The sequence below is a fragment of the Microvirga yunnanensis genome (assembly GCF_025460875.1).
Genome location: NZ_JAMXFI010000135.1, coordinates 9349 through 22160 on the forward strand (window position 1 = coordinate 9349; position 12812 = coordinate 22160).

Sequence of the window (12812 nt, forward strand, 5' to 3'; positions counted from 1 at the left end):
CTCCTTCTCTGGTCCCCTCCACCACTCTTGTTCACTTTTTGGGGATCGATTCCGATGCTCCACTCTTGGCTGGCGCATCGTTCGGCGCGGACCCAGCGGGCCGCGCCAGCGAAAACCGGATCCACTTTTCCGCACGATGCGCTAGATAACAGTCATGGCTCAAACATCGTTCTCCTCCATGCTCCCGGCTCGTCTTCAATTCCTTCTCCCGGCCAAGTACCGCGCCTATCCCAACCCCGTCGTGCCAGTGGTGCGCCTGTCGGGGCCCATCGGGGCCGTGATCCCGCTGCGCCCCGGATTGGCCATGCAGAGCGTCGCGCCCTTGCTGGAGCGCGCCTTCTCGGTGCCGGGCGCACAGGCGGTGGCGCTGGTCATCAACTCGCCGGGCGGCTCGGCCGCCCAGTCGCACCTGATCTTCAAGCGGATTCGGGCTTTCGCCGAGGAGAAGAAGCTTCCCGTCATCGCCTTCGTGGAGGATGCGGCGGCGTCCGGCGGCTACATGATCGCCTGCGCGGCCGACGAAATCTACGCCGATCCGGCCTCTATCGTCGGGTCCATCGGGGTCGTGTCCGCGAGCTTCGGGTTCCACGAGCTGATCGAGCGCATCGGCATCGAGCGGCGGGTGCACACGGCCGGCAAGAGCAAGGCGATGCTGGATCCCTTCAGGCCCGAGAACCCCGACGACGTGGTGCGGCTGAAGGGGCTCCAGCGCCAGATCCACGACGTGTTCGTGGGCCTCGTCCGGGACCGCCGGGGCGAGAAGCTCAACGATTCCTACGACGATCTGTTCTCCGGGGCCTTCTGGGTCGGAGCGGAGGCGCTCGATCTCGGGCTCGTCGACGGCTTGGGCGACATCCGCACCATCCTGCGCCAGCGCTTCGGCGACAAGGTGCAGTTCCGCATGATTGAGCCGGCCCGCCCGCCGCTGCTGGGCCGCCTGCTCGGCCGGCGCTCCCTCGGGCAGAGCAGTCTGATCGACCCCGGCGAGATCGTCGGAGCGCTCGAGGAGCGGGCCGCCTGGGCGCGATTGGGGCTGTAGGGCCTCGACACCGCAAGGAGCGAAAGACCCCATCCCGTCGCGCGAAGGTGTCCGGAATGCCCGCCGGGACACCCCGGCGCTTGACTTGGGCGGCCCGCCATCCCAAGGGTTCGCCTGACATTCTTCAAAGCCAGACCGGACGCCGACATGACGAGCGAACCCGCGCACATGAACCCTGCGCGCTCTTTCCAGGGCCTGATCCTCACGCTCCAGCGCTACTGGGCGGAGCAGGGCTGCGTCATCCTCCAGCCCTATGACATGGAAGTCGGCGCAGGAACCTTCCACCCGGCCACAACCCTGCGCGCCCTGGGCCCCAAGCCCTGGCGGGCCGCCTATGTGCAGCCCTCCCGGCGCCCGAAGGACGGGCGCTACGGCGAGAACCCGAACCGGCTCCAGCACTATTACCAGTTCCAGGTGATCCTGAAGCCGAACCCGCCGAACCTCCAGGAGCTCTATCTCGGCTCGCTCAAGGCCATCGGCATCGACACCTCGGTTCACGACATCCGGTTCGTCGAGGACGACTGGGAAAGCCCGACCCTGGGCGCATGGGGCCTCGGCTGGGAATGCTGGTGCGACGGCATGGAGGTGTCTCAGTTCACCTATTTCCAGCAGGTGGCCGGCTTCGAGTGCTCGCCGGTGGCGGGCGAGCTGACCTATGGCCTCGAGCGCCTCGCCATGTACCTGCAGGGCGTGGAATCGATCTACGACCTCAACTTCAACGGGCTCGACGGCGACCGGAAGGTCACCTACGGAGACGTGTTTCTCCAGGCCGAGCAGGAATATTCGCGCCACAACTTCGAATATGCCGACACGGAGATGCTGTTCCGGCACTTCCGCGACGCGGAGGCTGCCTGCCGCCAGTACCTGGAAGCCGGCGAGCCGAAGCCCGGCTCCAACGACAACCGCCATCTGATGGCGTTGCCGGCCTACGACCAGTGCATCAAGGCAAGCCACGTGTTCAACCTGCTCGACGCCCGCGGAGTGATCTCCGTGACCGAGCGCCAGAGCTACATCCTGCGCGTCCGCGAGCTGGCGAAGGCCTGCGGCGCCGCATGGCTGAAGACCGAGGGCGGGGGCTTGGCGGCGTGAAACACCACCGTATTCCCTCCCCCTTGAGGGGAGGGTTAGGGTGGGGGTGCCGGCTCCGCAAGACCAAGCTCCAAGCGCCCATGTCCCGAACGACAAAAGCAGGAACACGACGCTCCAGAACGCTCCGCAGACGATTGACGGATGCCGAGAGGCGTCTCTGGTGGCACCTGAAGCGTGTTCCGCTTGCCAGTACTCATTTCCGCAAGCAGGCTCCGATCGGCCCCTATGTGGCGGACTTCGTCTGCCATAGCGCCAGGTTGATCCTGGAAGTCGATGGAAGCCAGCACGGTTCAGAGAGCGGTCTGCGATCCGATGCGGCGCGCAGCGCGTGGCTGAAGATGCAAGGCTACCGGGTTCTTCGATTTTGGAACCATGACGTGATGAACCAGATCGATGTCGTGCTCGACACGATCTATGCGGCTCTCTACACCGCATCTTCGAACGGCGCTGGCGCCGACACCCCCACCCCTAACCCCTCCCCACAAGGGGGAGGGGAATAGAGCGGCGAACCAATCATGCCCGATCTCCTCCTCGAACTGTTCTCCGAAGAAATTCCCGCCCGCATGCAGCGCCGCGCGGCGGAGGATCTGAAGAAGCTCGTGACCGACGCGCTCGTGGAGCGCGGCTTCCTCTACGAGGGCGCGAAGGCCTTCGCCACGCCACGCCGGCTGGCCCTCCAGGTGGCGGGCCTGCCCGTGAAGGGGCAGGACGTGCGCGAGGAGCGCAAAGGCCCGCGCGTCGGCTCGCCCGACGCGGCGATTCAGGGCTTCTTGAAGGGTGCGGGCCTGTCCTCCATCGAGCAGGCGAAGATCGAGAGCGATCCGAAGAAGGGCGAGTTCTACGTTGCGGTTATCGAGAGGCCGGGCCGCTCGACGCCCGACGTGCTGGCCGAGATCCTGCCCGGCATCGTGAAGACCTTCCCGTGGCCGAAATCCATGCGCTGGGGCACGGCCTCGCGGGAGCCCGGTTCGCTGCGCTGGGTGCGTCCGCTCCATTCGATCATCTGCACCTTCGGGCCCGAGACCGAGGATCCGGAGGTGGTGCGCTTCGAGGTCGACGGCATCGTTTCGGGCGACGTCACGAAGGGCCACCGCTTCCTGGCGCCCGGCGAGATCCGGGTGAAGCGCTTCGACGATTACGCGCCGGCGCTGGAGCGCGCCAGGGTCGTGATCGACGCGGACCGCCGCAAGGACATGATCCTGCACGACGCGAAGGACATCGCCTTCGCGCAGGGGCTCGAACTCGTCGAGGACGAAGGCCTGCTGGAAGAGGTCGCGGGGCTGGTGGAATGGCCCGTGGTGCTCATGGGCTCCTTCGACGAAGCCTTCCTGGACATTCCCCCGGAGGTGATCCGCACCACCATCCGGGCGAACCAGAAATGCTTCGTGCTGCGCGATCCCGGCACCGGCAGGCTCGCCAACAAGTTTCTGCTCACCTCGAACCTCATCGCGGCCGACGGCGGCAAGACCATCGTGGGCGGCAACGAGCGCGTGGTGCGCGCGCGCCTCTCCGACGCCAAGTTCTTCTGGGAGACGGACCAGAAGGTGAAGCTGGAGGACCGGCTCGAGAAGCTGAAGAGCATCGTGTTCCACGAGAAGCTCGGCACGCAATATGAGCGCGTCGAGCGCATCGCGGCGCTCGCCAGGGAACTGGCCCCCATGGTCGGCGCCGATCCCGAACTGGCGGAGCGCGGGGCGCGCCTCGCCAAGGCCGATCTCGTCACCGAGATGGTGGGCGAATTCCCCGAGCTGCAGGGCCTCATGGGCCGCTACTACGCGACGCTCCAGGGCGAGCACGACTCCGTGGCGGCCGCCGTCGAGGAGCATTACAAGCCCCTCGGGCCGTCCGACCGCGTGCCGACCGATCCGGTCTCGGTGGCCGTCGCGCTCGCCGACAAGCTCGACACCCTGGTGGGCTTCTGGGCCATCGACGAGAAGCCGACGGGATCGAAGGATCCTTATGCCCTGCGTCGCGCGGCTTTGGGCGTGATCCGGCTGGTGCTGGAGAGCAATCTCAAGCTCTCTCTGACCAGTCTGCTCGCCAAGCCCTTCGCCAGAACGGCCAATGCGGCTCTCTTCGCGGATTTCCTGAAAGCGAAAGAGCTTGTCGAAGCCATCGAGCAGAGCCCGTTTGCTCCTGTCGTCGAGCATCCCTCCGTCGCGGAACTGGCGGCGATCTTCCGGCAGCGGCAGATCGTGGAAGGTGAGACGCTCGCGCGTCTCATGCATGCCCGTGCGCTCGACCTCCTCGCTTTCTTCGCCGACCGCCTGAAGGTCTATCTCCGCGACCAGGGCGCGCGTCATGATCTCATCGACGCCGTGTTCTCCCTCGAGGGCCAGGACGACCTGCTGATGATCGTCCGCCGGGTCGAGGCGCTGGGCCGCTTCCTCGACACCGAGGACGGCCGGAACCTTCTCGCCGGCTATCGCCGCGCGGCCAACATCCTGCGTATCGAGGAGAAGAAGGACGGGCGCTCCTACGGCGAGGCGCCCGATCTCCAGATCGTCAACGACCAGGGTCAGATCGAGGAGAAGGCGCTCGCCGTGGTGCTCGACGGGGCCAAGCGCGAGGCGGCGTCGGCCGTGGAAGCGGAGGATTTCGAGGGGGCGATGCGAGCCCTGTCGCGCCTTCGCCAGCCCGTGGACGCCTTCTTCGACAAGGTGACGGTGAATGCGGAGGATCCGGGTCTGCGGGCCAACCGCCTGCGGCTCCTCAACGACATCCGCGAAGCGACCCGCACGGTGGCGGACTTCTCCCGCATCGAAGGCTAGAGCATCGGACGTGAGACGTGGGCCCAGGTTTGGGCCCGACGCTCATTCGTTGAAGATGACACCCTCCCCACGTCATGGCTGGGCTTGTCCCGGCCATCCCGATGCGGTGAGGTGCGGCGTTCCCAACAATCGGGATCACCGGGACGAGCCCGGTGATGACGGGGAGAAGGTGGTCAGGGCCGGCGACAATACCCTCCCCACGTCATGGCCGGCCAGTCATGACCCACCTCTCGCCGGCCATCCCGATTGTCTGAAGCGCGGCGCCTCTCGTATCGGGATCACCGGGACGAGCCCGGTGATGACGTGGAGAAGGTGGCACCCTCCCGCCACGATCGAAACCTCCCGTGTCATGGTCGGCCGGTCATCCCGATTGTCCGATGCTCCCACCTTGAAGCGGCGCATCGTTCAGGGTGGACCGCTTTCGTCCGCACGATGCGCTGGCCTCACCGGCCGACAGGGATCCGGTTCTGCGCCGGGTCCCATCCCACGGAGGGAGGGCTGCGCCAGGCGCATGGGGGATTCCTCCCGGGTTAATTCATGTTAAGGTGTGGCCCGAGGGGCACAGCCAAGGGGCCGCCTAGGCTCTAGGTAGGCGGCAACCGATCCAATTCAGAAGACCGAAGATGATTCGACGCCTCCTGATTGCCGCTCTTTTGGGCGCGCCCCTCGCTGCCTGCCAGACCGCCCAGCAGCCGGTCGCCACCATGGCCGATTCCGCCTGGTATGTCGGCATGATGCCCGACAAGCCGCACAACATCCCGCTGGTCGACCGGCGCAAGATGGATGCGAAATACGCCCGCCAGACGGTGGCGTATAGCGGCCCCGAGAAGCCGGGCTCCATCGTGGTCGATATCGACGAGCGCATGCTCTATCTCGTCCAGCCCGAGGGCCGGGCGATTCGCTACGGCGTGGGCGTCGGCAAGCAGGGCTTCTCCTGGAAGGGGATTGCGTCGGTTGGCCGCAAGGGGGTCTGGCCCGCTTGGTCGCCCACCAAGACCATGGTGGGCATCAAGCCGGAGCTGCCGCGCTACGTGGAAGCCGGTCTCGACAACCCGCTCGGCGCGCGCGCGCTCTATCTCTACCAGGACGGCCGCGACATCCTGTTCCGGATCCACGGGACCAATGAGCCCTGGAGCATCGGCGAGCAGCTCTCCTCGGGCTGCGTGCGCATGCTCAACGAGGACGTGGCCGATCTCTACGAGCGCGTCCCCGTCGGCACGACGGTCTACGTCAAGCGCAACGGACGCTACCGGGTGTGAGCTCCGGTTCATGACGGATGACGATGGCCGGGCCTGTCCCGGCCATTTTTGTTTGTTGTCATCGTGTCTGCCGGGTTCGATCGGGCCGCACGCCCGACCGCCCGGCCGGAGACCGGCCCCGACCGGGCAGGGTGAGCAGGCGCCGCAGCCCGAAAGGCGAGCCTCCTGAATTTTCCGGAACCGTGGCTGTTCAGCTTGCGTTTGGGCTCCACATGTTTCAAGCCAACACCTGCGCGGCAGCAGGGCGTACTCAGAGCCAGGGGATCGAGCGATGACGCAGTGGGTCTATACCTTCGGGGACGGTAAGGCCGAGGGCCAGGCGGGAATGAAGAACCTGCTCGGCGGCAAGGGGGCCAATCTGGCCGAGATGTCCAATCTGGGCCTGCCGGTCCCTCCGGGCTTCACCATCACCACCGAGGTCTGCACCTATTACTACGATCACGGCCGCGCCTACCCGGAGGAGCTGAAGGCTCAGGTCGAGAGCGCCCTGGCCTCTGTCGGACGCCTCGCGGGCCGCACCTTCGGGGACGCCGAGAACCCGCTTCTGGTCTCCGTCCGCTCCGGGGCCCGGGCGTCCATGCCCGGCATGATGGACACGGTGCTCAATCTCGGCCTCAACGACGTCACCGTCGGGGCGCTCGCCCGGGGCGCGGGCGACGAGCGCTTCGCCTATGATTCCTACCGGCGCTTCATCACCATGTATTCCAACGTGGTGCTGGGTCTCGAGCATCACCATTTCGAGGAGATCCTCGACGAATACAAGGACCGCAAGGGCTACTCGCTCGACACGGACATGACCGCGCAGGACTGGCAGGCGATCCTGCCGCGCTACAAGAGCCTCGTCGAAAAGGAGCTCGGCCGGCCCTTCCCGCAGGACCCGCAGGAGCAGCTCTGGGGGGCCATCGGGGCCGTGTTCGGCTCCTGGATGAACAGCCGCGCCATCAAGTACCGCGAGCTGCACGCCATCCCGGCGAGCTGGGGCACGGCGGTGAACGTGCAGGCCATGGTGTTCGGCAACATGGGCGAGACCTCGGCCACCGGCGTCGCCTTCACGCGCAATCCCTCGACCGGCGAGAAGGAGCTCTACGGCGAGTTCCTGATCAACGCCCAAGGCGAGGACGTTGTGGCGGGCATCCGCACCCCGCAGGACATCACCGAGAAGGCCCGCATCGCGTCCGGCTCCACCAAGCCCTCGATGGAGCAGGCGATGCCCGAGGCCTATCACGAGCTGGTGCGCATCTACGGCATCCTGGAGAAGCATTACCGTGACATGCAGGACATGGAATTCACGGTGGAGACCGGCAAGCTCTGGATGCTCCAGACCCGCAACGGCAAGCGCACGGCGAAGGCCGCGCTGCGCATCGCGGTGGAACTCGCGAGCGAGGGCCTGATCACGCAGGAGGAGGCGATCACCCGCGTGGAGCCGGCGGCCCTCGACCAGCTGCTTCATCCCACCATCGACCCCAAGGCCGAGCGCAAGATCCTGGCCACGGGCCTGCCGGCTTCGCCGGGCGCCGCCTCGGGCGAGATCGTGTTCAACTCGGACGATGCGGAAGCGGCCAAGAAGGCCGGCCACAAGGTCATCCTCGTGCGCATCGAGACGAGCCCCGAGGACATCCACGGCATGCATGCGGCGGAAGGCATCCTGACCACCCGCGGCGGCATGACCTCGCACGCCGCGGTGGTCGCCCGCGGCATGGGCAAGCCCTGCGTGTCGGGCGCCGGCTCGATCCGCGTCGACTACGCGGCGCAGACGCTCACCGTCGCCGGCCAGACCCTGAAGAAGGGCGACGTGCTGACCATCGACGGCTCCAACGGCCAGGTGCTCGTGGGCCAGGTGAAGATGCTGGAGCCCGAACTGTCGGGCGAGTTCGCCACCCTGATGGGCTGGGCCGACACGGTGCGGACCATGAAGGTGCGCGCCAATGCGGAGACGCCGCTCGACGCCAAGACCGCCCGCACCTTCGGGGCGGAGGGCATCGGGCTGTGCCGCACCGAGCACATGTTCTTCGAGGGCGACCGCATCGTGGCGGTGCGCGAGATGATCCTCTCCGACGACGAGGCCGGCCGCCGCGCCGCGCTCGCCAAGCTCTTGCCGATGCAGCGCAAGGACTTCGCCGAGCTGTTCTCGATCATGAGCGGCCTGCCCGTCACGATCCGCCTGCTCGATCCGCCCCTGCACGAGTTCCTGCCCCATTCGGAAGCCGAGATGGAGGAGGTGGCGAAGGCCATGAACGCCTCGGTGGACAAGCTCAAGCACCGGGCCCGCGAGCTGCACGAGTTCAACCCGATGCTGGGCTTCCGCGGCTGCCGCCTGGCGGTGGCATATCCGGAGATCGCCGAGATGCAGGCGCGCGCCATCTTCGAGGCGGCGGTGGACGCCGGCAAGCAGACCGGCCAGCCGGTCGTGCCGGAGGTCATGGTGCCGCTCGTCATGACGAAGGCGGAGCTCGACCTCGTGAAGGAGCGCATCGTCGCCATGGCGGAGGCGGTGGCCAAGGAAAGCGGCGTCGCGGTCGCGTATCAGGTCGGCACGATGATCGAGCTGCCGCGGGCGGCGCTGCGCGCCGGCGAGATCGCGGAATCGGCCGAGTTCTTCTCCTTCGGCACCAACGATCTCACGCAGACGACGCTCGGCATCTCGCGGGACGACGCGGCCTCGTTCCTGGGTCCCTATACGCAGAAGGGCCTGCTGCCGGCCGATCCCTTCGTCACGATCGATCAGGAAGGCGTGGGCGAGCTGGTGAAGCTCGCGGCCGAGCGCGGCAAGGAAACGCGCAAGGGCATCAAGCTCGGAATCTGCGGCGAGCACGGCGGCGATCCGGCGTCGATCCACTTCTGCCAGTCGGTCGGGCTCGACTACGTGTCCTGCTCTCCTTATCGCGTGCCGATCGCCCGCCTGGCGGCCGCGCAGGCGGCGCTAGGGAACAAGGCGGCGAGCCAGGCCTAAATGGCTCTGTCCCGTTCCCGCCTTCTCTACATCGGGGCGGTGCTGGCATCCGGCATCGCCATCGGGCTCCTGATGCTGCAGCGGCCTGCTTGGCAGCAGGCCGCCGTTCCTCCGGCGGCCTGGCCCTTCGCCGTCTCGCTGATCCTGGATCTCGTCGTCGGACAGATGGCCGCCCAGGGCAGAGCCGAACCCCTGACCATGGGGGATCGATTCGTTGCGGTGGTCGGCGCTGGCCTGATCGTGACCGCGATGGTAGCCTTGGGATAACGATCGCGGGCAGGGGGCAGGGATGGCGCGGCACGAGGGTTCATGCCATTGCGGCAAGGTCGCGTACGTGGTCGAGACGGATCTGCAGCAGGTCCTCGCGTGCAATTGCTCCCATTGCAGCCGGAAAGGCTATCTCCTGACCTTCGTGCCCCGGGAGGCCATGACGCTCCTTCGCGGAGAGGAAAGCCTGTCCACCTACACCTTCAACACCCACAGGATCCGGCATCGCTTCTGTGCGGAATGCGGCTGCGCCCCCTTCGGCGAAGGGCAGAAGCCGACCGGAGAGGCCACGGTGGCGATCAACGTCCGCTGCCTCGAAGGCGTGGACCTGTCCGGGCTCGCCCCCATCCCGGTCGACGGCCGGAGCTTCTGAGTTCGAGCGGCCCTGGCTCCGGATCGCGCCTGCCTCAGGGGCAATTGAATTGAAACGAAATATTGTTTAAGTTGCTCCTTCTCGCCAGGGCGGGCAGCTCTATGTTATCAGAACAGAAGGGGTGGTGTCGGCTGGACAATCGGCGCTCCCCGTCCGAAACCTCAGGATGCCGGAGAGTGTGAGCGTTACGAAGGAGGACGTCATTCGTGACGTGCGCGGCGCCCATGCCGCAGCCAAGGACTGCGCGGCGCCCGATGGCGCAACGTCGCAGCTTCTCGCCGTCCTCCAGCAGGGACCCGGCTTCTTCTGCTTCCTGAGTCACGCGGACGATGTCATCACGCTGACCAACAATGCCTTCCGGCAGCTTGTCGGAGGCCGCGATATTGCCGATTGCGCCCTCGACGCAACACCGCTGGTCCGCTGGCCCGGCTTCAAGGAGCGTCTCGACGAGGCCTGCGCCGGCCTTGCATCCCCGGACCCTCTTCGGGTGGCGGTCCTCTCGCAGACGAATGCCGGGAGCGCGGCGCAGGAGCGGTTCGTCGAGTTCTCCTTCCAGCCCGTCTGGGCCGGGGGCAGGGCGCCTCTGGGAGTGGCCGTGCACGGTCACGACGTGACCGCGCATGTCCGGGAGGTGCGGCAACTCAGCGCCAGCAACGCGCGGTCGGAGGCGGTTCTCGACGTGCTCGGCGACGGATTCGTCGTGTTCGACGAGGAATTCCGGGTCGTGAAGCTGAACCCCGCCGCGCTCAAATACGATGGGCGCCGGGCGGAGGAGATCATCGGAAAGATCCAATGGGAGGCGTGGCCCACATCGGCAGGCTCCGCCTTGGAGATCGCCTATCGTCGGTGCCTCGCGGAACAGGTGCAGATCTCGTTCGAACGCCGCTATCTCGGCTTCGGCAAGGACCGGTGGCTGGAACTGCGCGTCTGCCCGGTTCCCAGCGGCATCGTCAGCTTCTATCGGGACATCACTGAACGGAAGGCCTCGGAGGAGGCCCTGCGCGCCAGCGAGGAGCGGTTCAGGGCTCTCGTCGAGGCGGTTCCCCATCAGGTGTGGGAGGCGGGACCGGACGGATCGGTCGAGTGGTCGAACGGTCGCTTCCCCGAATATCTCGGGATCACCCTCGACGACCTCGCGAACGGCGCCTGGGAGCGGATCGTCCATCCGGAGGACTATCCCATCGTCGCCCGGGCCTGGCGGCGGGCCCTGCAGGACGGGACGATCTTCGAAGGCGAGATCAGGCTGAAGCGGGCCCGCGACGGGACCTACCGCTGGTTCGTGTCGAAGGCCGTTCTCGTGCGGGACACCGACGGGGTCGTCATCCGGTGGATCGGCACGAACACCGACATCCATGATCAGAAGACGGCCGCGGAGGAACTCGTTCATCTGAACGCCAGACTGGAGAAACGGGTCGAGGAGAGCACGCGGGACCGGGATCGTCTCTGGCATCTGTCGACCGACCTCATGCTCGTGGCCGACTTCAACGGAGCGATCGTCGCGGCCAATCCGGCCTGGGGCCGCATGCTCGACTGGAGGAACGGCGATCTCGTTCAGGCATCCCTGCTCGACTTCATCCATCCCGAGGATCGGAGCGAAGCGCACGTGGCCGTCGGGCGGCTCGCCGGGACCGTGACAACCTGCAGCGTCCAGAGCAGGCTGCGCCACCGGGACGGGTCCTACCGCTGGATCGCCTGGACGGCCGTGTCGGACGAGCATTTCATCCACGCGGTCGGGCGGGACATCACGGCCGAGGAGCAGGCCGCCCGGGCGCTGAAACAGGCCGAGGAGGCGCTGCGGCAGTCGCAGAAGATGGAGGCGGTCGGTCAGCTGACCGGCGGCATCGCCCACGACTTCAACAATCTTCTGACCGGCGTGATCGGCAGCCTCGATCTCATCCGAACCCGCATCGCGCAGGGACGGGCAGGCGATATCGAACGCTATGTCGACGCCGCCATGTCGTCGGCGAACCGGGCGGCCGCGCTCACGCACCGCCTTCTCGCCTTCTCCAGACGCCAGCCCCTCGATCCGAAGCCCGTCGATGCGAACGCTCTCGTGGCCTCGATGGAGGAGCTGTTCCGGCGCACGGTCCGCGAGACGATCGACGTCGAGCTGCGGGCCCGCCGAGATCTCTGGCTCACGCTCTGCGATCCCAACCAGCTGGAAAGTGCTCTTCTCAACCTGGTCATCAACGCCAGAGACGCCATGCCGGACGGAGGGTCCATCGCCATCGGGACGGACAATGTGGAACTGGACGACGCCTACGCGACCACCCAGCAGGACGTCAAACCCGGCCCCTATGTCGCCTTGTCGGTCTCCGACACCGGGTCCGGCATGTCCGACGATGTGCTCGCGCGGGTCTTCGAGCCCTTTTTCACCACGAAACCGATCGGGCAGGGCACCGGCCTCGGCCTCTCGATGGTCTACGGCTTCGTCAGGCAATCCGGCGGCCATGTCAGGATCGCCTCGGCCATCGGCCAGGGCACCGTCGTGACGATTTTCCTGCCACGATATCTTGGCGACGCGGAGCCTCAGGACCCCTCCGCCACGGCCGTGCTGGGCGCGCGCGCCAAGGCTCATGAAACCGTGCTCGTGGTCGAGGACGAGACGGTCGTGCGCGGGCTCATCGTGGAGATGCTCAAGGAGCAGGGGTATCGCGTTCTGGAGGCCGAAGACGGGCCGAAAGGACTGGCGGTTCTGCAAACCGGACAGCCGATCGATCTGCTTCTGACCGATGTGGGGCTGCCTGGTCTGAACGGGCGGCAGCTGGCTGATGCCTTCCGCGCGGAGCGGCCGGATCTGAGGGTCCTCTTCATGACGGGCTACGTGGAGAGCAGCCTTCTCTCGGCGGGCTTCCTGGGACCCGGTATGGAAGTCATCGCCAAGCCCTTCACCCTCGACGCCCTCGCGGCCACGATCGAGGTCATCATCCACGGTTCCTAGTGTTGTGACTCTAACGCTTGTTTCGCACGGGCGACCTTTTCCAGGATCGCTGAGGCCGGGGCGGTCCAGACAAAGGGGCGAGGGTCGGCATTGTGGTGCTCCAGGTCGTCCATGATCGCGCTC

Annotated in this window: 9 protein-coding genes; all 9 read left to right on the plus strand. The window is 66.6% G+C overall.

From position 1 onward, the window contains the following. The first annotated feature begins 154 nt into the window (after positions 1 to 154). The 9 genes from NF876_RS36890 (at position 155) to NF876_RS36930 (ending at position 12689) form a co-directional block, all read left to right on the plus strand. Positions 155 to 1039, plus strand: coding sequence for a S49 family peptidase (locus tag NF876_RS36890; RefSeq protein WP_262272946.1), 885 nt, complete (start codon positions 155 to 157; stop codon positions 1037 to 1039). Between the two features lie 147 nt (positions 1040 to 1186). Further along, positions 1187 to 2128 carry a glycine--tRNA ligase subunit alpha gene (locus NF876_RS36895; RefSeq protein ID WP_262272947.1) on the plus strand — a complete coding sequence of 314 codons (942 nt, stop codon included), beginning with the start codon at positions 1187 to 1189 and terminating at the stop codon, positions 2126 to 2128. A 134-nt stretch (positions 2129 to 2262) separates the two neighbouring features. Continuing rightward, entirely contained in the window at positions 2263 to 2628 is a 366-nt protein-coding gene (locus tag NF876_RS36900) for an endonuclease domain-containing protein (RefSeq protein WP_262272948.1), read from the plus strand. 15 nt (positions 2629 to 2643) lie between these two features. After that, positions 2644 to 4899 (plus strand): glycine--tRNA ligase subunit beta, encoded by a 2256-nt coding sequence (gene glyS, locus NF876_RS36905; RefSeq protein WP_262272949.1) that lies wholly within the window; start codon positions 2644 to 2646, stop codon positions 4897 to 4899. A gap of 623 nt (positions 4900 to 5522) precedes the next feature. Further along, complete coding sequence (locus NF876_RS36910; protein WP_262272950.1) at positions 5523 to 6158, plus strand: L,D-transpeptidase; 636 nt, start codon at positions 5523 to 5525, stop codon at positions 6156 to 6158. Between the two features lie 271 nt (positions 6159 to 6429). Next, entirely contained in the window at positions 6430 to 9108 is a 2679-nt protein-coding gene (gene ppdK, locus NF876_RS36915; protein ID WP_262272951.1) for a pyruvate, phosphate dikinase, read from the plus strand. Next, entirely contained in the window at positions 9109 to 9375 is a 267-nt protein-coding gene (locus NF876_RS36920; RefSeq protein WP_262272952.1) for a hypothetical protein, read from the plus strand. Between the two features lie 22 nt (positions 9376 to 9397). After that, entirely contained in the window at positions 9398 to 9748 is a 351-nt protein-coding gene (locus tag NF876_RS36925; protein ID WP_262272953.1) for a GFA family protein, read from the plus strand. Positions 9749 to 9926: 178 nt separating this feature from the next. Next, positions 9927 to 12689 (plus strand): PAS domain-containing hybrid sensor histidine kinase/response regulator, encoded by a 2763-nt coding sequence (locus tag NF876_RS36930; protein ID WP_262272954.1) that lies wholly within the window; start codon positions 9927 to 9929, stop codon positions 12687 to 12689. The last annotated feature ends 123 nt before the right edge of the window (positions 12690 to 12812 follow it).

Excerpts from the sequence above, each read along its gene's own strand:
- NF876_RS36910 (WP_262272950.1), top strand. The coding sequence starts at position 5,523 with ATGATTCGACGCCTCCTGATTGCCGCTCTTTTGGGCGCGCCCCTCGCT.
- NF876_RS36895 (WP_262272947.1), top strand. The coding sequence starts at position 1,187 with ATGACGAGCGAACCCGCGCACATGAACCCTGCGCGCTCTTTCCAGGGC.
- NF876_RS36890 (WP_262272946.1), top strand. The coding sequence starts at position 155 with ATGGCTCAAACATCGTTCTCCTCCATGCTCCCGGCTCGTCTTCAATTC.
- ppdK (WP_262272951.1), top strand. The coding sequence starts at position 6,430 with ATGACGCAGTGGGTCTATACCTTCGGGGACGGTAAGGCCGAGGGCCAG.
- NF876_RS36925 (WP_262272953.1), top strand. The coding sequence starts at position 9,398 with ATGGCGCGGCACGAGGGTTCATGCCATTGCGGCAAGGTCGCGTACGTG.
- glyS (WP_262272949.1), top strand. The coding sequence starts at position 2,644 with ATGCCCGATCTCCTCCTCGAACTGTTCTCCGAAGAAATTCCCGCCCGC.
- NF876_RS36920 (WP_262272952.1), top strand. The coding sequence starts at position 9,109 with ATGGCTCTGTCCCGTTCCCGCCTTCTCTACATCGGGGCGGTGCTGGCA.